The organism is Paenibacillus sp. FW126-R14, assembly GCF_058789495.1.
Window position 1 is genome coordinate 51,139 of record NZ_JBYTBS010000009.1, and the last position, 19,329, is coordinate 70,467.

Here is a 19,329-nt window from a genome sequence, read left to right on the forward strand (position 1 = left end):
CTATTCCTCCCAAAGTACGAGGTTCGGATGTTCATCTAGAATAGAATCATACTGCTCTTTCCATCCATACTGGGCATTCGGATCCAGCCGCATATAGCGCTCATATTTCTCTTTCCTGTCTTCCGGCTTAGCCCAGCCATAATGCTTGATTCGGGCAGGGTGGCACAGATAAGAGAAATAGCTGATTGTCGCCGGAAATCGGCCGCAGTGCTGAGGCGTCTCTCTCCAGAGATAAGGAAAATGCGGCTTATACCTGATCAGGAAAGGGCGGTATACATGATGGGCACTCCAATAGGCATCCTCCCGGTAGCTGGTTTCGCTCCACATATCGTACAGCCGAAAATAGATCGCATCCTGCTCGCAGCCCTCTAGCAATCCGCCCACTTGATTCGCAAACTGATCTTCAAACAGTTCATCCCCATCCAAATTCAATATCCATTCAGGGTTGGTACGCACTGTCGCTTCCCATTGCTGCTTGCGCAGCAGTACCTCATTGGCAAAACGAGACTCCGGATTACGAATCAGCTGCAGCGGGATGCCGGACAGCAGCTCTTGACAGATGTCAGAGGTGTCATCCGTACTTCCGTCATCAATAATAACCGCCTCGTCAATCCAGTCGCGATGTTGCAATAACGCATTTCGCAAGTAGCGCCCGCCTTCATTTTTGACAACCATCGAGAGCGTTAATTTACTCATATCGAGCGCCCCGCTACGCAAAAAATTTCATGTCCGTTCCAGCCGGCCTGAAGCCCGATCATCATCTTTATTTTCTCCTTTTCCGACAGCGATGGAAGTGCCCCAGGATGGATCCGCAAATCATTTTCGAGCCGTGCCGGCTCCTCTCTGGAAAAAATAGAGATAATTTCAAAATGACTTAAAGACATCAGAAGCTCAATATGTTTCTTAGCATAATGAAACAAATGGTCCTCTTCTGTAAATAGAGGCGATGAAGCTCCTTGCAATGCATTTGTAAGCGAATGCTGATTGGGCAAGCTGAACAATATTCTGCCTCCCGGCGCTAGAACAGCACTGACCTGCTCCAGAAAAGAAACCGGAGATGGAATGTGCTCTAAAACATGCCAAAAGACGATTGCGTCGAACTTTTCATCCTCCTCAAAAAGATTCAATCCCCAAAGCTCGTTTCTGAGATTCAGACCATAACGATCGTTCGCGTATTCGCAAGCAACAGCTGACGGCTCGAGTCCCTGCGCTTGCCAACCCGCTTCCCGAGCCAACCATAGAAACTCGCCGGTCCCGGAACCAATTTCAAGCAGCTTCCCTTTTTTACGAAAAAACATATCCAGCAGCATAACGCTGAAAGCAGCATGCTCTCTCAGTGTATTCACTGCATATAAATCCCTCATCGCCACCCAGTTGCTATCATAAATATCCTTAATTAACTGCTCTTGCTGTACTTTGTCGACCTGCTCTTGATAAATAAGCTGACAGGACTGACACATCATCAGTGTGAAAGTAGCATACGAATGAAAAATCATGCTTTCATTGACTTTACAAAGTGGGCATGACTGCACGCGATCATCCCTTCTTTCATTTATTTGTATGCAGCCGCATATTTATGGCCATAAGCCGTCAAAACCGGAGGTGCCCTTGATGAAACGCCCAACTGTTTCACTTTGTATGATTGTGAAGAACGAAGAAGCAATGATCCAAACCTGTTTGCTCAGTGTCAAAGATTGGATCGATGAAATGATCGTCGTAGACACCGGTTCAACCGACAAGACCGTGCAGATTGCCCGCTCCATGGGGGCTGAAGTGCTTTCCTTCGAATGGAACAATCATTTTGCCGATGCCAGAAACTATGGACTCACACATGCCAAATCAGATTGGATCCTGTATCTGGATGCTGACGAGGAACTGTCGCCTCTCGGTGATTTCGATTTGCATAAGGCGCTCATGGAGACACAGGCTTCCATACTCTCCCTTCATTTAGTTAATTATATTGGGGATTCGCCAAATGAAGACGAAGCATTTCATATAGCTCATCCCCGTTTTTTCCGCAACCACATCGGACTGCAGTTCAAATATGCCATTCATGAAACACTGAATATCGACGATGTTTTTTCTGATCGTGATCATACCGAAGTCATGGGAGCTATTCCGCTTAAATTATTTCACCGTGGGTATATGGAGCCAATTACGACTCAAAAAAACAAATATACACGCAACATGACCTTGTTGCAGCAAGAAGCGAAATCGCCGTCCTCTTCCTCCAACCCATGGATTGAGTATCATATTGCGAGTGAGTACTATCGAATCCGGGAGTATGAGAAAGCTTTTGAGTATGTAAATTTATCTATTGTCCGATTCATACAAGGCGGCAAAATGCCTCCGTCTATGTTGTATAAACTGAAATATGCGATCCTCTTCAACACAGGCAGCATTGACGGCGCTTGGCCCGGTATCGATAAAGCCATTGCGCTGTATCCGGATTATGTCGATCTTCATTTTTATAAAGGCGTCATCTGTTATGTGAAAGGGTGGTACGCTGCGGCTGTAGACGTATTTAAACACTGCTTGGAACTGGGGGAGATGACAGGACTTCATCTGACCTTGCGCGGTACAGGCAGCTTTCATGCCTGGTATTATTTAGGTCTATGCTGGGAAAAAACAGGAAATAACCAGGCGGCAATAAACGCCTACGAGAAAGCTTTTGAACTTTCCCCCACCTATTCAATTGCCAAGGATGCGCTTCTCAGGCTTCAAGAAAACAATAAATAATGTCTTACTTGTTCGATGTGTAAAGGAAGGAGCAGGAATTTATTTACATTCGTCGAATGTAGGCTATAAATAAGTACGAAGGAGGAAAGCAATGGCTAAGCGCATTCAACTGCTTGTGGGGACCAACAAAGGCGTTTTTATTTATTCTTCTACGATGGAAAGACGACATTGGTCCTTGAAGGGACCCTTTTTACCCGGGTGGGAAGCCTACAGTGTGCTTGGAGATACGCGCAACGGCAACCGGCTGTATGCCGGTACCTCGCATGCTGCCTATGGCGCTACGCTTCGTATGTCTGATAATGGCGGTGAAACATGGGAGCAAATCCGGGTAGGCCCGGCATACGACACTGAAAGCGGTTTCAATTTAAACCGTATTTGGCAGATCGTACAAGGCCATGCAGCAGAACCCGATACCCTCTTCGCCGGTGTCGAAGAAGCCGGCATTTTCGTAAGCCGCGACAACGGTCGTTCCTGGAAGGAGCTGGATGCACTAACCAAGCACCCCACCCGGCCGGAGTGGTTCCCCGGAGCGGGCGGCATGTGCTTGCATACGATACTCGTTGATCCCCGGAACGCCAAACGAATGTGGGTCGGCATTTCCGCGGTTGGCGTGTTCCGCACGCTGGACGGCGGTTTAAGCTGGAGCCCCTGCAATAACGGCTTGAACCGTGTACCGACTGGACAACCGGATGAACGGGTCGGCTACTGCGTACACAAAATCGTGCTCGATCCGGCAAACTCCGATATTCTCTATATGCAGGAGCATAGCGGCGTGTTTCAATCGATCGACGGCGGTGACAGCTGGCATCCGATCGAAGAAGGTCTGACACTTCACGAAGGCGACATGCCCTTCGGCTTCCCGATTGCCGTAGCGCCAACAGGCGATTTGTTCTTGATTCCTTTAGAGAGCAGCGAACAGCGCTCGATGCGGGACGGCAAGCTGCTGGTCTACCGCATGGCAGCCGGCGAACAACGCTGGAAGCCGATCGGCGATGTGCTGCCGGAGGAAGAACGCCATGTCAGTGTGCTGCGCGACGCCATGACCGTTGACCATTTGGAACCCTATGGTCTCTATTTTGGAACCACTTCCGGCGAAGTGTACTGTTCCCTGGACCGCGGGGAAAACTGGGAGCGGCTGCCCGGCCAATTTTCACGCATCCTAACCGTCAAGACGCTTATTGGGGAGGATTAGTATGCGCATTGCCGTCACCATTCCTTCCTTATTGCGCGATTGCACGGGCGGCCGCGTCAAGTTTGAACTGGAGGCGCTTACGCTGCAAGAGGCGCTGAATCAACTGCTGCTCAGCTATCCTCTGCTGCGTGTACACCTCTGGACGGAAACAGGACAAGTCCGGAAGCATGTCCTGCTTTATTATAATGATACGAATATCGCATGGCTGGACGATTTGGAAATTCCGCTGCAGGCCGGTGACCGTCTTACCGTATTTCAAGCTGTCTCTGGCGGTTAAAACAGGGCCGACGCTTCATTCCTCTAGACTTTACTGTCATAAAAATAATGCTCAGCCCGAATGCTGTCTCCTAATTCGACAATCCCGTACGAGTACCGCGGCTGCCTTCTTTTATCCGTCGGCGAGCCCGGGTTAAACATAAGCATCCCCTGTATGGTTTCGTGAAAAGGGATATGAGAATGCCCGAAAATGACGATATCCGGCTGTTCATCCCGGAACGCTTCCCGGGCTCTTTCCTCTGTCGTCTTGCGGTAGCCGTCTCCATGGATAAGGCCGATCCGAAACTTGCCGATAGTCACGATTTTTTTCAAGCCAAACCGCTCGATGATTTCATGACCGTCATTATTCCCGGCTACGGCTTCACAAGGAGCAATTTGTTCAACGAGTTCGACCACATGCTCACTCACCCAATCTCCCGCGTGAAGAATAAGCTCGACACCTTGCAAGCCGTCAACCAATGCATGGGGCAGCTTTTTTGCGCTTGCGGATAAATGCGTATCTGAAATGACGCCAATTCGCATGAGAATCTCTCCTTTCTGTTCATACCACAAATTCGATGTTTGCCGTGCAGTTTGATACAATATAGCTGAAGTTTACGCCAAGGGGGACAACCATGATGAAAGAGCCCATCGTCATACAGAATAAATTAAGAGAAGCTATGGGGCATCTCGAAAAAAGGTTCATGGAGCGGGAAGAGCTGATTCGAGTACTGCTCCTGGCTATTATGAGCGGCGAACATGTCCTTCTGGTCGGACCTCCCGGTTCAGCGAAATCACAGCTGGCACGCGCTGCTGCAGATTTATTTGGCAACGAGCCCTATTACGACTATTTATTGACTCGCTTCACGACGCCGGACGAGCTGTTTGGACCTGTCTCCTTGCAAAAATTAAAACAAGACGAGTACAGCCGCCTCACGGAAGGCTACTTGCCAAGCGCCCGTTTCGCCTTTCTTGATGAAATATTCAAAGCGAACAGCGCCATTCTTAACTCGCTTCTGTCGATATTAAATGAGCGTGTTTTCTTCAACGGACGTGTGAAGCAGCCTTCCCCTCTATTATTCCTAATGGCGGCATCCAATGAACTGCCGGAGGATAACGAACAGCTTGCTGCGCTTTACGACCGCTTTCTGTTCCGGTTTGAAGTCGAATATGTCAAACAAATTTCCAGCTTTGAGCTGATGTTTCAGGCTCCGAACACGCCGCTTCCTAACCTGCTTTCCACAGAACTCATAAAGCAATTGAGATCACAGGCTATGGATGTACAATTGCCGGACGCTTTAATTTACATGCTCTTCCAGTTGAAAACAGCCCTCCAAGAGAAAGAATATGTGATTTCGGACCGCCGTTGGAACAAAATCGGACACACTTGGAAAATATCGGCCGCCATTCACGGGCGCAGTGCAGCCGGCGTTTGGGATACCGTCCTCACCCCGCACATGCTCTGGGACTTCCCCGAAGATTTGCCGGAAGTCAAAGCGATCTTCGATACCTTATTTCAGGATATGCTAAAACGTGAGATGGAACAAGAGCTCCCACTACAGCAGTACAACTTGACGGTTAAAAAGTGGCTGGACAAGGAAGATGAGCTTCACGCCTTCCAATTTAAGAAAGAAATCGGCGGCTCCTTAACCAAAGACGCCGCTGAGCGTCTAAAAGGAAACTTGGAAGATTGCCGGATAGAACTTGAGGAAACCGCACGCAGTTTGCGCGGGAGACTCGTCTCCTGGCAGGAGAAAGAAAAGAAGCTGCCGGAATGGGTCGCCTCGCAGTCGATTTTTCTGCAGCACCCTGAGCAGTATGCCGTTAAATTTACTCACCTTCGCATTCAGGGCGAGCGTATTTTACAATCCATACAAGGCTTATACCGCACATTGTTCGACCGTGAAGTGCCGGGCATTGTATACGACTACACACTCTAAGAGGTTATCTTATGATCATACGGTGCACACGGGTTGACCGCTATGTATTTGAGGGCTATGTCCATTCTTCGCGCGTCGCACAGGAGTGGATGCGGGAAGCGGTGCGGCAGGCGCCATGGTTTTCCATTGAAATGTTTGCCGATTTCTTCATGTGCTTTTATTTGACGAAACCCGAGATGGACGCTGCTTCCGAAGAAACGCCCTTTCATCGTTGGATGGTGCTGACCTTGACCAAGCAATACTTCTATGTCTCCATTCATCCGCGGACGATCGGGCAAGTGAACGCTTCCTTCAAAACAGCGCTCAAAGCGCTGATGTGGCTGACCGAGTCCTACGAGAAAGAAGTGAAAAAAAGGCAAAAAGAACAGCAGCAAATTGGCGTTGGTCTGGAGAAAAAGCAGCAAATGAGCGGCCAAGAAGACAAAAGCGTCAGCGAAAGGCTCACAGATAAGCAAATTGAGAAGCTGCGGCTCGTTGGCTACACCCTGCAGCAAGGAAAGCGTTCAGTTGAGGATAAGCAGGAGGCCGCCGATTCGCGGCCGCTGGTCGCTGAAGAGATACGCGCGCTGAAAGAGCGTATCGTGGAACTGCAGCGCGAGATGCGTACGGAGTTCATGAAACGCGACAAGCTGAAAGCCAAGCTGCGCAAGGCGGAAGAGGAACTCGAACGCCGGAAGCGGCAGCTGGACCGCATGAGCGCGCGCGATCTTGCCGCGATGCAGGAGCTTGAGGCCGAGCTGGGCGACTGGCTTGGCCGCTCTTTGAAGGAGACGCTGTCCCTCGAAGAGACGGACAGCTTTAATGTACACGAGCTCGTGCAGGCGAGTCAGCGGCTCGCGAACCGGCGCTGGGGCAGCGAGCTGGGGAAGCTGCGCAGGCAGACGTTCGAGCATTATATGCAGTGGATCGAGAAACTGAAGCGCAGCAAGGATTTGGTCGCATTCCTGCAGGAGGTGGGCCGCAACATTCATCATCTGCGGGTTCAGCGGAAAAAGCAGCGCTCGCCTTATGTGCCGGAAGCCTACGATGATTTGCGCTACTCCGGCGACATAGCCCACTTGCTTCCCAGCGAAGCCAGTCTGCTCGCGGATGAAGACTTCGAGCCTTATTTTCTGGTCAAATGGATGGAAAATAAGCTCATGACTTACAACTACACCGGCTCCTCTCCCGAGCCGCAAAAAGGTCCCGTGATCTGCATGCTCGACACATCCCACTCCATGCGCGGCAGCAAGCTGCGGCTTGCCCAGCTGTTTACCGCAACGTTCGCATCCTTTGCCCTTCTTGAGCGGCGGGATTTCGTGCTGCTCCTTTTCGGCGCAAAGGGCGAGCTCGTCGAGCACATCTTGTCCTATAAGCGCCCGGACTGGGATCGCTTCTACGGCCTCGCGCAGCTCGCGTTCGGCGGCGGCACGAACTTCGACGCCCCGCTGGGCCGAGGGATGGACATCGTTCAGCATGAGCCAAAGTTTCACGATGCAGATTTCGTCATGGTCACCGACGGAGTCGGCCAAATCTCCAAAGGAACTCTGCAGAAGCTCACAACACTTGGCCAGAAGAAGCAGCTGCGGCTGCATTCCCTAATCATCGGCTCGGCCCGCCAGCATCTCGTGCAGAAATACGAAATTGTCGGCGTCTCGCATCAGGTGCGCTTTGCGACAGCCTGGGATATGCAGGATCCCGTCAAGGATGAGCTTTTGCTTGATGTGTTTGCGAAGCGGTGACGCTCAACACAGAAACCCCCTGCTCGCCGTTGTCACGGCTCGAGGGGGTTTATCTATTTCACTTCCATCGAATAACGGCCTCTCTGTCCATTAGCAAGGACAAAGCCCCCAACGAAATAGGAGAGGGAACTCCATTCCCTTATTTAAGCATATTGCCGAAATTCGTGGATCAAAGGGAAGCTGCAGGGTCTTATTTAACCTCCATCGTTCAAATAGGTGTCAAAATGGCGAAATAGCGGCCCCTAGTTCCCTCTCCCTCGCCCTAACGGATCTTTTTGGCGAAATAGTGGCTTATAGTTCCCCGGTAAACAACGAAATTCGGTAAATTAAAATAAGGACCCCTCTCGGAGTCCTCATCCTTATTCGAAAATCTCAAACCTGCATCAAATCCTTAATCGTCTTAAGCGACACTCCCGTTTGATGATACACCTCAATGATCGTGGCGCGGGGATGCTGCCTGACGAAGTCCTTCACTCTGTGCGTCTCGATCAAGTGCTGCTGAGAACACGGTTTACAGCGCTTCCCGTAGTTTGAAATAAATACGGATCCGCACGTTTCACAGTTGCATAGCGACATCTCTCCACACCTTCCGTAACCGAACCTTTTCAGGCTATTTCTATTTAGAAACAGCATTCGAAAGCGTGACTGATCTTATGGGGGTAGGTTAGCCGACAATCCCGTGAAATCAATGATGAATCTCGATGAGATCCCCCGGCTTCAGTTCGCCCGGACGTTCCACGCAGGCAACGATGCCTCTTCTATTTTGAGCCTGCATGATAAATAGCTTCATTAAGCTTTTATCAGTCCGATCCTCTTCACTTTATCTCAGCTGCTTTCTCCGGCCACATCACGCCGTCTTCCCAGCCGAGCACAAAAGCTTCCCACCTGCGCGCCTCGGGAAAGACGGCAAGATCGCCAAAATATTTGGCGATCGCGACATGCTGCGTAGCATGAGCTTTCAATGCCGCTGCTTTGACGGGCCAGCCTCTTTCGGTGTCCACTACGATGGAAGGCTCACGGCCTTGATCACGTAAGGTTCCTGATGCGGCATAATAAAGTCTGCGAACACTTGGACATTGTCCGCTAAGCACGGCCGCCGTTGTCGCTTTGGAGATCGTCACATGATCTGGATGACCGTTCCCTCCATCCTCTGCGAAACTGAACACGTTCTCCAGTTCGTAACGCTGAATAAACGAGACAACACCTGAAACAAGGAAATCAAAATCTATCACAGTGAGATGACCGTCCGGATAGCCTAAATGCTCGACATGTGAAATGCCAAGCACTCCGGCGGCAGCCTTCATTTCTTCCTCCCGCAGTCTGGCCAGCTCCGACTTGTCTGCCGCTCTTTCCAAGCCTTGCCGTCCGGCATCGCCGCGTGTCGCAAGAAGCAGGACAGGGCTGCTGCCTTCATCGGCAAACTGGCGAATTAGACATCCGCTCAAGAAAGTCTCATCATCCGGATGCGCATATATAAATCCATAGCGAGTTCCCATTTATCGTCTCACTCCATTTTCTATTATGTAAAATCTGCCGGCGGATATACTTTCTCAATGAGATAGATCGCCTGATCCATCGGCATTATCCGCTCTTGCAGCTCCAGCCTATCCATGAAGCTCACTCGATCCGCAGCCATTTCATCATCATGAATCCCTACGACAAACCGGATACCGAGATCCGCAGCCATTTGTATGCCGGACTTTGGATTTACACCTTCCGTCCTGACGCCAATCCCGACTTGATCCAGTTCACTAATGAATTGAATTGACTTCCTTGAATCATTAGCAGCTATCAGAATGACTCTGGCTTGTTTAAGCCCATTGACATTTTGGCTATCCTCATCTAATCTTTCATCCCATCTATTCGCGTTCCCCATACCTTCACCTAGTCCCTTCTCCCGAGATAAAAAAACGCGCCGGACCTATGGTCCTGCGCGAATTGCTATCCCGCAGGGAGGCCAACGCGAAATGCGTTAGCCCACCCTGATATGTTCAGGTATGTGCTAACGCCTATGAAAATAATGAAATTGTACGAACCAAGCTGTATTCTTCATATTGATTCGACTCCTTCACCTTTATGATTATTCTGATTATAGCGGGGGCCTGTCTCCATTGCAACTTTTTTTTATCAATCCTATGCTAAAACGGCTTCAATATCTGCTCCGATGTCTGAAGGCTCTGTTCTTGCACTATACTGTTTGATTACATTCCCGTTTGCATCAACGAGGAATTTCACAAAATTCCATTCAATTTCACCTGTGCGATAAGGTTCTGGCGTATGCGACAGCAAATATGTAAATAACGGGTGCGCATCTTCGCCTTTCACATCCACTTTGGCAAACATAGGGAAGGTCACATTGTAATTCAGCTCGCAGAAGCTCTGAATTTCTTCATTGGTCCCAGGCTCTTGTCCTGCAAATTGATTGCAAGGGAAACCTAACACGACCAAGCCCTTGTCCTGATACGTTTCGTACAAGCTCTGCAAACCTTTATAATGCGGCGTAAGTCCGCATGCACTTGCTGTATTTACAATCAATAACGCTTTGCCTTTGTATTCAGAAAGCGACTTCGTTTCTCCCTTGATCGTTTGAACCTCGATATCGTAAATGGACATAGCGTTCGGCTCCTTCATAGGTATAATAGGTACTCTCCCATTATAGCATTGTTTCCCAGCGGCCCCAAATGTCCCTGCGTTTACGGTTTAGCTTCCCATATCCTGACAGGTGTGTTATATTGTTTACCTGTTTATTCGCAAAATAGACAACATCTGATCTTAGGAGGTAACTGATCTTGGACACAAAGACTCAAAGTGCCTATCAAGAAGAGCTGCAACGGCTCGAAGAAACCAATATCGAAATTGATAAACAACTCGCAAGGCTGCGGGCAACTCCTGTTTATTACGGCCCTGATTTAACGGAGCAGGCGCTGGAGGTCGCCCGTGAAAATGGCAGACACAACTTAGCCAAGGCTGTTGACGAGCCTTATTTTGGCCGCCTCGATTTCCAAGAATCAGGTACTGCTTCTTCCATGCCGCTTTACATTGGAAAATCAGGCGTAGAAGACGAACGTACCGGACAACTGCTTGTCATTGACTGGCGCGCACCGGTAGCGAGCCTTTTCTACTCGTTCACCGGCGGACTTGACGCCGCTTCCTATGACTCGCCGGACGGTCTCATCGAAGGTCTCGTCTACTTAAAGCGAAATCTCGTAGTGCGCAAGCAAATCCTCCAACGCGTCGTAGATACTTATGACCGCAATGAAGATTCCTTGGCCGTTGGCGACGAATTCTTGCTGTACCGGTTAGGCGAAAATAAAGATAACAAGCTGCGTGATATCGTCTCCACAATCCAGGCGGAACAAGACCGAATCATTCGCGCAGCCAAAAATACGGCCCTCATCATCCAGGGGGTAGCCGGTAGCGGGAAGACAACCGTAGCCCTGCACCGCCTCGCTTTCCTGCTGTATCAATACCGTGAACAGGTTCGCGCCGAGCGGATGATTATTTTTGCGCCGAACTCGATGTTCCTCGACTATATTTCCGGCGTGCTTCCCGAGCTGGGCGTGGGCAATATTCAGCAAAGCACCTTTACCGATTGGGCGCTGGACGTGCTCGATCATGAAGTCAAGCTGGCCGATCAATCACTAACGCTGCAAACCTGGTTCTCTCTTGGCAGCAAAAGACCTCCGGTCGACGATCACGCTCCAGGCCGATTTAAAGGGTCGGTCGCTTACATGACCTACTTGGATGACTGCTTGACGAAGTTCGAAACTTCCTATGTCCCTTCGGCGGATTACATCCCATGGGAGGGCGCTAAGCTGCCGCTGGCAACCATTCGCGAATGGTTCTTCGTCGAGAACAAGCATTACCCGCTAGTCAAACGCCGCGAACGCGTCGTAGCCCGGATCAAGCGCTGGACGGAGATGCAGCTTGATAAAATCTGGGAGCAAACCCGGAAGAAAGAGCTCAAAAAGAAATCCACACAGCGGCTGCGGACCTATTTGACCGGCTGGCCTGAGCATACGGCATTCAGTTTTTACAAAATGCTGTACACAGAGAGCGGCCGCCCGGACAGTTTGCCTGCAGAATTGTTAAAGGAACTCCCTGAGCAATTGGTTCATGCGTCGTTGAAGCTTTTCAAGAAAAAAGAAGTGCAGCTTGAAGATCTTGCGCCACTCCTTTATATTCATTCGCGTTTTAACGGTATATCGTCGGATCAGCTGTTTGACCATGTCGTCATCGACGAAGCTCAAGACTTTTCACCGTTCCAGGTAGCTGTTCTCGATAGCTATACGCGCAACAGCTCCTTTACGATACTAGGTGATTTATCGCAAGGGATTCATGCCTATCAAGGCATCAAGGACTGGATGGAATTTTCCGGTCTGTTTCAAGAAGACCAAAGAGGCTACTTTGAGCTGGAAAGAAGCTACCGGTCCACGATGGAGATCATTCAGTTTGCCAATTCGGTGCTGAAACGCGGCGTCGAGAACCCGCTCCTGGCAGTACCCGTGTTTCGAAGCGGCAACAAAGTCCGGGTTTTGCAAACGGATCTCAAAGGCAGGCTGCCATTGCTGCAGCGCGCTATCGCAACTTTACAGCAAGGAACGTCCAGCACCATTGCCGTTGTCGCCCGCACGGAGAAGCAGGCCGAGGAGCTGCATGACGCTTTGACTGCAGCTGGAATCGAAACGAATCTCATCACGTCCAAACAGCGAGTGTACCGCGGCGGCATATCGGTCGTGCCCGTCTATTTGACGAAAGGATTGGAGTTTGATGCCGTCCTGCTGATGGATGTCACCTCCGGACATTATGAAGCCTCACTCATCGATGCCAAACTGCTTTATGTCGGCTGTACGCGGGCATTGCATGAATTGTGGCTGATGGCCGCAGGCGAATTATCGCCTCTCGTCTCGACGGATGAACCGGAACTCGTCACAACCGCTTATCCTGAATAAACAATAAAAAGACACCTGATCTCCCTTTGGCCGATGCCTTAGAACGAGATCAGGTGTCTTCTTGTTAATAGGCGATCAATACGCCGCCTTCTCCGGCATACGTGCCAATGACCGTTCCCATGTTGGCAAATAACACATTGCGGAACGGATGCTTCTCGAGCAGCTGGTTCAGAACCTCACGCGCTCTTTCCTCACAATTGCTGTGTGCGACCGCAATCACATCTTTGTCATAATCGTGGACGACCTCGCCCACTTTGGCGATCATCCGCTTCAACGCTTGCTGGGTGCCGCGGATTTTTTCCAACACTTCAATCGATCCTTCTTCACTTGCTTTCATGACCAGCTTGATGTTTAGAATGGAAGCGACGGCCCCGCGAACCCGGTCAAGCCGGCCGCCTTTGATCACATTTTCTAACGTATCCAAGAAAAAAAGCGTCCCTGAAGAAGCAACCGATTGTCGGATTCTCTCTACTATTTGCTCAAAAGGAACATGCGCTTCAGCCATCTTGGCAGCCTTATATACAAGTACGCCAAGGCCTAAAGAAGCCGTTTTCGAATCGATGACCTCTATGCGGCCTGTATAACCTTCCTCTATTAACATATCTTTAGCCATGAGTGCATGATGATACGTGCTGCTGAGAGCAGATGACAGACAAATTACAAGAATATCCTGATTGACCTCAGCTCTCTTCTGATAATCGGCGAGAAAATGCTGCGGTGAAGGGCTAGACGTCTTGGGCAGTAAGCTCTCCGCCTTCATTCTCGCATAAAAATCACAAAGTTCCATGTGAGGGGGCATGCACTCCTCTCCAAAATGAACGGACAATTGCACAATGGTAATCCCTAGCTCATTTACTATCATTGTGGGGAGGTCGCAGCTGCTGTCAGTGATAATCTTGATTGTCGTCATGTTGTGTACACTCATTTCCTATTTTTTGGCGAAAACGATCCCGACCGTTCGAGGTCCGCAGTGACTGGAAACTACGCAGCCCGTTTCGGTCATATAAACTTGCTTAACTTTCGTTTGTTGTTCAATCTGCCTCTTCACATAAGCCGCTTCCTCGGGTGCCAATGCGTGCGTGACAAACAGAAACTCTGTGTCCATGTCGTCTTTTTGGGCTAGCGCATTATCCAAGAGCTGCTGGAGCGCTTTTTCCCGCTTCCCCCGCACTTTGTCCGTCAATGTCATGGCCCCGTTCAGCACTTTCACAACAGGCCTGATTTTCAACAGACTCCCAATGAAGTGCTGCACGCTCGAACATCTGCCGCCTTTATGCAAATACTCCAAGGTGTCGATGATGAACTCCACTTCAATACGGGAACGAAGCGGCTCGATCATGTTTTTGATTTCCGCACTGCTTTTGCCGTCCCGAGCCGCTTGCGCTGCTTTGAGCACTAGCAAACCAATTCCAGTTGATAGATTCCTAGAATCTATTACAGTAATTCTATCATCGGGAAAATTCGCTGCCGCTATGGCCGCATTTTGAATCGTCGAAGACAATTCAGACGAAAGCCCGATGTAAACGATATCATCTCCGGACTGAATGACACCCTCAAACGCACGCTCGAAATCTGTAGGTGAAGGCGCAGCCGTTTTGGGCAGCTTGCCGGTTTGCTCAACAAGCTCAAAAAGCCGGTCAGGCTTAACCGATACGCCGTCTTTCAACGATTGGTCCTCAAAAACAACGTAAAGCGGCACGATGTCAATCTGATATTGCTCGATGAGCTCATCGCTTAAATCACATGTGCTGTCTGTAAAAATACGCACCGGGGACATTGCTGTCTACCACCTTATTTTAGCGTTCTAGCAAAACTTTCTATTAATGAAAACCACATCAAATCTATGGATTGTTGTGTGTTCAGTATAAAGGAAATAGAGGGAAAGCTCAATCTATGCTCATTAGAACCCGCAGATCGTCATTCCGCCATCCACGAACAACGTCTGACCGGTCATACTCCTGCATTTTCATATGTTCGCCGACGATTTGAGAGCATAAAAAAACCACCGATCGCCAGCGCTCTCCGCTGCCTCTTCCGGCTCCTGTCAGTAATGCCACTTTATTCGTCAGTTAAAATGAAGGTAAAAACAATTTCTCATCGTCCAATTTATTAGGTAGTATGTTAGTTATCAAGGAAAGAAGGGATTTTCATGGAGTATTCCATCCAAGAAGAGAAAGCAAACGCCATCAGCCACGGGATTGGCGTACTATTGAGCGTAGCAGCGCTTATCCTGCTTGTCATTCAAGCTTGTCTGCATGGCAATGCGTGGCATATTGTGAGCTTCAGTGTGTTTGGCGCGGCTCTTGTCACCCTGTATACCTGCTCCACCCTGCTGCACAGTGTCACACATCCGCGCTTGAAAGATGTTTTCGAGATTCTCGATCATTCCGCTATTTATCTCTTAATTGCCGGCACGTATACGCCCTACTTGCTTGTGACGCTGCGCGGGCCTTTGGGATGGACATTCTTTGGCGTTATATGGGGGCTTGCCCTTATCGGGATCGTGCTCAAACTATTTTTTGTGAAACGATTCATCATCGTTTCAACGCTTTGTTATATTCTGATGGGCTGGCTCATTGTCTTTGCCTTTAAGCCGCTTTACGCGAACCTCCCCTACGGAGGCATCGTTTGGCTTGTGGCAGGCGGTCTGCTGTACACGTTCGGTTCCATCTTCTATGTATGGAGGCGCATCCCTTATCACCATGCCATTTGGCATATTTTCGTGCTCGCCGGAAGCGCCTGTCATTTCATTTCCATCTTCGGATATGTCATCATGTCATAGCTGCTCGAGCAGCCGCTGCAGATGCTCCAGCGAAATGACACTTTCAACCTGACGCGCAAGCTCATCATAGCCATCCTCATTAGGATGAATGGAGTCTTCGGAAATGTAACGGGTATCCTGCCCCACAAAAGCATCGTACACCTGCACGATGTGAATATGCGCCTGCTCCAATTTACGTAAAAATAAATTAAAACGCTGCACCCAGTAAGCCGATTCCGGCACCTGCGGCAAAGGATTATACAATCCGATAAGAGCAATTAAGTACGGAGTATCAATGCCTTGCCGCAGCGTTTCTATTTGTGTCATTATTTTTTTGTAGTTCGCTTCGTAAGTTTGAAGAGCGATTTTTAAAAATGTAGGATCATTTTCATAAAAGAAAGGAATTGCCGCTTGAATAAGATCATTCCCGCCAGCCGTAATTGTGATGATATCCGCCGCTTGGATATGTTTCTGAATTTGCGGATCGGACTCCAGCGTTTGGAGCAATTCGCTCGTCGTGGCGCCATTCGTGCCCGCTTGAATGAGTTGAACGGGAACGTTCAGCAATTGCTCTACCTTCTGCCGAAAGCTGTACACGAATCCGCGACCGTCCGGCGCTCCGAAACCTACGGTAAGTGAATCCCCAAATGCCAAATAGTTGATCGTCTTATCCATGCTATCCTCTCCCTAAAGCCTGACGTAGGATAGTATATGCATAAGCGCCCAGTTTGGGAAGGGACATTCTCCTCCGCTGCGAGGCAAGTTTTTTATACGTTTACATGCTCTTGAACAAAATTTTCGATTTGCGCTTTTTCCGCATACGTGAATTGAAATTCGCAATCGCAGCCCTCGTCATGAAGCACGATTTGAACAATGTCCCCTTGCAAATTGCATATTACAAGAACGGATGGATCGATGAGATCCTCCGGAAACGCCTCACCGGCTTGAAGATGCATCTTCAAGTAAATGTCGCGCCATTGTCCGCGCACCTCAGACTCAACAAAGGATAGAGCAAATCGGTGCTCGGTGTGCTCGGCTCCGTATTTCATCATAGGATAATTCCTCCAATATTTTAATTTCTCAGTAAAAAAATGAACAATAACCGTATGGCCTTTCGTTCACTCATTGTAACCCAGAGCGACTTAAAGTGGTAGTTTGGCCGCCTTTATACTACAATAAAAGAAGTACCATGATAAAGGAGCCTTCCCACATATGAAATCAATCATCACACAAACGATTGACAGCAATGCGAATAGATTCAAAGCGATTTCCAGCTTTATAGGTGCGAACCCCGAGCTGGGACACGAAGAATTTCAGGCTTGCGCACGCTTAACGGAGGAACTGGAATTCCACGGCTTCCAAGTTGAACGCGGCGTGTTGGATATTCCAACCGCCTTTATCGCGACATTCGATTCCGGCAAACCTGGACCTGTCGTCGGTTTTCTAGCTGAATATGACGCCTTGCCGGATCTCGGCCACGCCTGCGGACATCACCTGATCTGTATGATGAGCATTGGCGCAGCCATCGGGCTCTCATCCGTCATGGCTGAAACCGGCGGCAGTATTCGTGTCTATGGAACTCCGGCCGAGGAAACCAAAGGCGCCAAAGTGCCGATGAGCGAAGCAGGTCTTTTCCGCGACGTCGATATCGCCCTAATGGCACATCCTTACTACACCTACGAAAAATCAGGCGAATCCCTTGCTATGGATGCGATTCAATACGAATTTTTCGGCCGGCCCGCTCATGCCGCTGCGCAGCCATATGAGGGCATTAATGCGCTGGACGCGGTGCTCCAGCTGTTCAATTCCGTTAACGCGCTGCGCCAGCAAGTCAAGTCGGACGCCCGTATTCACGGCATTATTAGCGAAGGCGGCAAAGCACCGAACATTATCCCGGACTATGCCGTCGCTCAATTTTACGTCCGTTCCGCTACGCGAACGTATACGGATGAGCTCGTTCAGAAAGTGCTCCGCTGCGCGGAGGGCGCTGCTTTGCAAACAGGCTGCACGCTCAAAACGTCATTCTACGAGTACTCGTACGACGAACTGCGGACCAACGAAACATTGTCCCAGGTTTTCTCAGACCAGCTGAGCGAGATGGGCATCGATCCTGCAGACATTGAAATCGGCAAGGACCACGGTTCGCTGGATTTGGGCAACGTATCGATCCAATGTCCGACGATTCATCCCTTCGTCAAAGTTGTAGGCGAGAAACACATGCTGCACACCAAAGAGTTTCGCGATCTTGCCCTGCAGGAGCCTGCGCTGGACGCGATGATTTTCACGGCCAAAGCGCTTGCTTACACCGCTTATGAAGTACTAAGCAGCCCGGAGCTGCTGCAGAAAATCAAAGCGGAGTTCGCTGCGTCGATGAAATAAACGAGAACAAGGGGTTGTCCCTTCAGGACTTGATCAGTCCTAAGGGACAGCCCCTTGTTTACAACGGAGAGCTTAAACCGTAACGCTCGCACTCGCATTGGGTGCTGTCGAAGCCTTATAGCTCATCTCCGCCTTCACTTTGCGCTCCTCTAATTGAGCGAGGATGGCGTAGAACATCGCCATGCCGACAAGCCCGCTTAACAAAATAAGCGATGCCATCATCCACGACGGAATCCATCCCCCAAGGATCACGCCAAAACCGCCAAGCAGCATGGCCCCTTTGTAAACCATCCCAAATAAAGCCATATAGGAGCTTCTAGCATGGTCAGGCGCAATGTTGCCCAGATAAGCTTGCTTAATCGGCACATACATCAGCTCGCCAACCGTCGCAATCAGCATCGAGAGCAGCAGCAGCCCTGGCTGGTTGCTGTAGGCTAAGTAGCTGTAGCCCAAAATATAGCAAGCATAGCCGACAAACAGCACTTTGCTATCCGAGAAGCGCCGCATGAAGACCCCCATGAGCACCGAAAGAACAACGACGAGTACGGTGTTCTCCGTGCGGATAAAGCCTAACATTTTGAGTCCGTCAACGTGCCAGGAGGACTCCATCCACGGGATGAACGGGGCAGCTACCATCTCTTTTTCCAGTCTGACACCGACATAATTGCCCAAATGAAACTCAACGGAAACAAGAAGCAAGGAAGCTGCTGTGAAAATCATAAACGTCTTGTCGCGCAGCACCAACTGATAATTGGACCACATCGATGTCTTCCCTTGACGGCCCCCCGGCTCACCGTCGTCAGACTGCGGTCGGTAAACCTCATCAATAAAGAAATAAGTGACCATTAGCGTAATCAACCCGATCACCGATAGGCCAATGAACAACTCAAACAAGTAAGATTTGAACAAGAATGCCCCCGCAATACCGGCAATAGCAAAAGATAAATTGTTCAACCAGTACATAATGGCATACATGAATTTGCGAATATCGGGAGCGGTAACATCCAGCAGCATGGCATCGTTCGCAGGTCCGTGAACCCCCCAGAACATACTTACAAAAATCATAAGCACAAATGTCATCCAAGGCGATGAAAACCACGGCGAGTTGGAAACGGCCATGCCCATAAAGCAGATCATCCACCCTATTTCTGCGGTTATCATCAGCTTCTTGCGTCCTATCCGGTCAGCATAATAGCCACCGATAAAACCTGCGATGACGCCAGCTAAAATGCCAAGGATAACGACAAGCCCAGCGCTCGTATCGCCTAATTTTCCGGAAAAGTAGATCGACATAAAGGGAAGCACCATATTGTTGGCAGTGCCGGATAGAAAGGAAAGACCGATTCTTAATTTGACATTACGGTGAAAATCACGAAATCTCACGTTATCC

General features: G+C 49.6%; 21 protein-coding genes. 8 read left to right on the forward strand and 13 right to left on the reverse strand.

From position 1 onward, the window contains the following. Positions 1 to 696 carry a glycosyltransferase gene (locus AC3WRW_RS08720; RefSeq protein WP_492545942.1) on the reverse strand — a complete coding sequence of 232 codons (696 nt, stop codon included), beginning with the start codon at positions 694 to 696 and terminating at the stop codon, positions 1 to 3. Further along, entirely contained in the window at positions 693 to 1,496 is an 804-nt protein-coding gene (locus AC3WRW_RS08725) for a class I SAM-dependent methyltransferase (RefSeq protein WP_492545943.1), read from the reverse strand. The genes AC3WRW_RS08720 and AC3WRW_RS08725 overlap by 4 nt, the downstream gene beginning before the upstream one ends. A 142-nt stretch (positions 1,497 to 1,638) precedes the next feature. Here AC3WRW_RS08725 and AC3WRW_RS08730 point away from each other — a divergent pair, with 142 nt between their 5' ends. The 3 genes from AC3WRW_RS08730 (at position 1,639) to AC3WRW_RS08740 (ending at position 4,208) form a co-directional block, all read left to right on the forward strand. After that, positions 1,639 to 2,739, forward strand: a complete 1,101-nt coding sequence (locus AC3WRW_RS08730) for a glycosyltransferase (RefSeq protein WP_492545944.1) — start codon at positions 1,639 to 1,641, stop codon at positions 2,737 to 2,739. 91 nt (positions 2,740 to 2,830) lie between these two features. After that, positions 2,831 to 3,931, forward strand: coding sequence for a WD40/YVTN/BNR-like repeat-containing protein (locus AC3WRW_RS08735; RefSeq protein WP_492545945.1), 1,101 nt, complete (start codon positions 2,831 to 2,833; stop codon positions 3,929 to 3,931). Between the two features lies 1 nt (position 3,932). After that, entirely contained in the window at positions 3,933 to 4,208 is a 276-nt protein-coding gene (locus AC3WRW_RS08740; RefSeq protein WP_171681848.1) for a MoaD/ThiS family protein, read from the forward strand. Between the two features lie 23 nt (positions 4,209 to 4,231). On the opposite strand, the gene AC3WRW_RS08745 is transcribed toward AC3WRW_RS08740, so the two are convergent. Continuing rightward, a complete protein-coding gene (locus tag AC3WRW_RS08745) occupies positions 4,232 to 4,729 on the reverse strand; it encodes a metallophosphoesterase family protein (RefSeq protein WP_492545946.1) in 498 nt (165 codons plus the stop codon). A 95-nt stretch (positions 4,730 to 4,824) separates the two neighbouring features. Between AC3WRW_RS08745 and AC3WRW_RS08750 the strand changes: the two genes are divergently transcribed. Together AC3WRW_RS08750 and AC3WRW_RS08755 are read left to right on the forward strand one after the other, a co-directional pair. Next, positions 4,825 to 6,126, forward strand: a complete 1,302-nt coding sequence (locus AC3WRW_RS08750; protein ID WP_492546068.1) for an AAA family ATPase — start codon at positions 4,825 to 4,827, stop codon at positions 6,124 to 6,126. Between the two features lie 11 nt (positions 6,127 to 6,137). Further along, positions 6,138 to 7,847 carry a hypothetical protein gene (locus AC3WRW_RS08755; protein WP_492545947.1) on the forward strand — a complete coding sequence of 570 codons (1,710 nt, stop codon included), beginning with the start codon at positions 6,138 to 6,140 and terminating at the stop codon, positions 7,845 to 7,847. 372 nt (positions 7,848 to 8,219) lie between these two features. On the opposite strand, the gene AC3WRW_RS08760 is transcribed toward AC3WRW_RS08755, so the two are convergent. From AC3WRW_RS08760 to AC3WRW_RS08775, 4 genes are all read right to left on the reverse strand, one after another. After that, positions 8,220 to 8,423 (reverse strand): hypothetical protein, encoded by a 204-nt coding sequence (locus AC3WRW_RS08760; protein WP_492545948.1) that lies wholly within the window; start codon positions 8,421 to 8,423, stop codon positions 8,220 to 8,222. A gap of 239 nt (positions 8,424 to 8,662) precedes the next feature. Beyond that, positions 8,663 to 9,343, reverse strand: a complete 681-nt coding sequence (locus tag AC3WRW_RS08765) for a PIG-L deacetylase family protein (protein ID WP_492545949.1) — start codon at positions 9,341 to 9,343, stop codon at positions 8,663 to 8,665. 23 nt (positions 9,344 to 9,366) lie between these two features. Then, positions 9,367 to 9,723 (reverse strand): hypothetical protein, encoded by a 357-nt coding sequence (locus AC3WRW_RS08770; RefSeq protein WP_492545950.1) that lies wholly within the window; start codon positions 9,721 to 9,723, stop codon positions 9,367 to 9,369. A 257-nt stretch (positions 9,724 to 9,980) separates the two neighbouring features. Next, positions 9,981 to 10,460 (reverse strand): glutathione peroxidase, encoded by a 480-nt coding sequence (locus AC3WRW_RS08775; protein ID WP_492545951.1) that lies wholly within the window; start codon positions 10,458 to 10,460, stop codon positions 9,981 to 9,983. Between the two features lie 176 nt (positions 10,461 to 10,636). On the opposite strand from AC3WRW_RS08775, the gene AC3WRW_RS08780 reads away from it, so the two are divergent. Beyond that, positions 10,637 to 12,799, forward strand: coding sequence for a HelD family protein (locus AC3WRW_RS08780; RefSeq protein ID WP_492545952.1), 2,163 nt, complete (start codon positions 10,637 to 10,639; stop codon positions 12,797 to 12,799). Positions 12,800 to 12,863: 64 nt separating this feature from the next. Here the strand turns inward: AC3WRW_RS08780 and AC3WRW_RS08785 are convergent, their stop codons facing one another. The 3 genes from AC3WRW_RS08785 to AC3WRW_RS08795 form a co-directional block, all read right to left on the reverse strand. Beyond that, entirely contained in the window at positions 12,864 to 13,724 is an 861-nt protein-coding gene (locus AC3WRW_RS08785) for a DegV family protein (RefSeq protein WP_492545953.1), read from the reverse strand. A 3-nt stretch (positions 13,725 to 13,727) separates the two neighbouring features. After that, positions 13,728 to 14,576, reverse strand: a complete 849-nt coding sequence (locus AC3WRW_RS08790; RefSeq protein WP_492545954.1) for a DegV family protein — start codon at positions 14,574 to 14,576, stop codon at positions 13,728 to 13,730. Between the two features lie 109 nt (positions 14,577 to 14,685). Beyond that, on the reverse strand, positions 14,686 to 14,856 hold the full coding sequence (locus tag AC3WRW_RS08795) for a hypothetical protein (RefSeq protein WP_492545955.1): 171 nt from the start codon (positions 14,854 to 14,856) through the stop codon (positions 14,686 to 14,688). A 92-nt stretch (positions 14,857 to 14,948) separates the two neighbouring features. Between AC3WRW_RS08795 and trhA the strand changes: the two genes are divergently transcribed. After that, complete coding sequence (trhA, locus tag AC3WRW_RS08800; protein WP_492545956.1) at positions 14,949 to 15,581, forward strand: PAQR family membrane homeostasis protein TrhA; 633 nt, start codon at positions 14,949 to 14,951, stop codon at positions 15,579 to 15,581. Here trhA and AC3WRW_RS08805 read toward each other — a convergent pair. After that, the gene (locus AC3WRW_RS08805) at positions 15,576 to 16,235 is read right to left on the reverse strand and encodes a GDSL-type esterase/lipase family protein (protein ID WP_492545957.1); all 660 of its coding nucleotides are present in this window, start codon (positions 16,233 to 16,235) and stop codon (positions 15,576 to 15,578) included. The two genes, trhA and AC3WRW_RS08805, sit on opposite strands and share 6 nt — an antisense overlap. 92 nt (positions 16,236 to 16,327) lie before the next feature. Beyond that, the gene (locus tag AC3WRW_RS08810; protein WP_492545958.1) at positions 16,328 to 16,612 is read right to left on the reverse strand and encodes a hypothetical protein; all 285 of its coding nucleotides are present in this window, start codon (positions 16,610 to 16,612) and stop codon (positions 16,328 to 16,330) included. A 160-nt stretch (positions 16,613 to 16,772) separates the two neighbouring features. On the opposite strand from AC3WRW_RS08810, the gene AC3WRW_RS08815 reads away from it, so the two are divergent. Next, positions 16,773 to 17,939 carry a M20 family metallopeptidase gene (locus AC3WRW_RS08815; protein WP_492545959.1) on the forward strand — a complete coding sequence of 389 codons (1,167 nt, stop codon included), beginning with the start codon at positions 16,773 to 16,775 and terminating at the stop codon, positions 17,937 to 17,939. A 72-nt stretch (positions 17,940 to 18,011) separates the two neighbouring features. Here AC3WRW_RS08815 and AC3WRW_RS08820 read toward each other — a convergent pair whose 3' ends face one another. After that, positions 18,012 to 19,322, reverse strand: coding sequence for an MFS transporter (locus AC3WRW_RS08820; RefSeq protein WP_492545960.1), 1,311 nt, complete (start codon positions 19,320 to 19,322; stop codon positions 18,012 to 18,014). Between the last annotated feature and the right edge of the window lie 7 nt (positions 19,323 to 19,329).

Bases quoted from the DNA above. Each gene is read 5' to 3' on its own strand.
- AC3WRW_RS08755 (WP_492545947.1), top strand. From the start codon at position 6,138: ATGATCATACGGTGCACACGGGTTGACCGCTATGTATTTGAGGGCTAT.
- trhA (WP_492545956.1), top strand. From the start codon at position 14,949: ATGGAGTATTCCATCCAAGAAGAGAAAGCAAACGCCATCAGCCACGGG.
- AC3WRW_RS08770 (WP_492545950.1), bottom strand. From the start codon at position 9,723: ATGGGGAACGCGAATAGATGGGATGAAAGATTAGATGAGGATAGCCAA.
- AC3WRW_RS08815 (WP_492545959.1), top strand. From the start codon at position 16,773: ATGAAATCAATCATCACACAAACGATTGACAGCAATGCGAATAGATTC.
- AC3WRW_RS08775 (WP_492545951.1), bottom strand. From the start codon at position 10,460: ATGTCCATTTACGATATCGAGGTTCAAACGATCAAGGGAGAAACGAAG.
- AC3WRW_RS08750 (WP_492546068.1), top strand. From the start codon at position 4,825: ATGAAAGAGCCCATCGTCATACAGAATAAATTAAGAGAAGCTATGGGG.
- AC3WRW_RS08735 (WP_492545945.1), top strand. From the start codon at position 2,831: ATGGCTAAGCGCATTCAACTGCTTGTGGGGACCAACAAAGGCGTTTTT.
- AC3WRW_RS08745 (WP_492545946.1), bottom strand. From the start codon at position 4,729: ATGCGAATTGGCGTCATTTCAGATACGCATTTATCCGCAAGCGCAAAA.
- AC3WRW_RS08725 (WP_492545943.1), bottom strand. From the start codon at position 1,496: ATGATTTTTCATTCGTATGCTACTTTCACACTGATGATGTGTCAGTCC.
- AC3WRW_RS08740 (WP_171681848.1), top strand. From the start codon at position 3,933: ATGCGCATTGCCGTCACCATTCCTTCCTTATTGCGCGATTGCACGGGC.
- AC3WRW_RS08760 (WP_492545948.1), bottom strand. From the start codon at position 8,423: ATGTCGCTATGCAACTGTGAAACGTGCGGATCCGTATTTATTTCAAAC.
- AC3WRW_RS08790 (WP_492545954.1), bottom strand. From the start codon at position 14,576: ATGTCCCCGGTGCGTATTTTTACAGACAGCACATGTGATTTAAGCGAT.
- AC3WRW_RS08730 (WP_492545944.1), top strand. From the start codon at position 1,639: ATGATTGTGAAGAACGAAGAAGCAATGATCCAAACCTGTTTGCTCAGT.
- AC3WRW_RS08720 (WP_492545942.1), bottom strand. From the start codon at position 696: ATGAGTAAATTAACGCTCTCGATGGTTGTCAAAAATGAAGGCGGGCGC.
- AC3WRW_RS08785 (WP_492545953.1), bottom strand. From the start codon at position 13,724: ATGAGTGTACACAACATGACGACAATCAAGATTATCACTGACAGCAGC.
- AC3WRW_RS08810 (WP_492545958.1), bottom strand. From the start codon at position 16,612: ATGATGAAATACGGAGCCGAGCACACCGAGCACCGATTTGCTCTATCC.
- AC3WRW_RS08805 (WP_492545957.1), bottom strand. From the start codon at position 16,235: ATGGATAAGACGATCAACTATTTGGCATTTGGGGATTCACTTACCGTA.
- AC3WRW_RS08765 (WP_492545949.1), bottom strand. From the start codon at position 9,343: ATGGGAACTCGCTATGGATTTATATATGCGCATCCGGATGATGAGACT.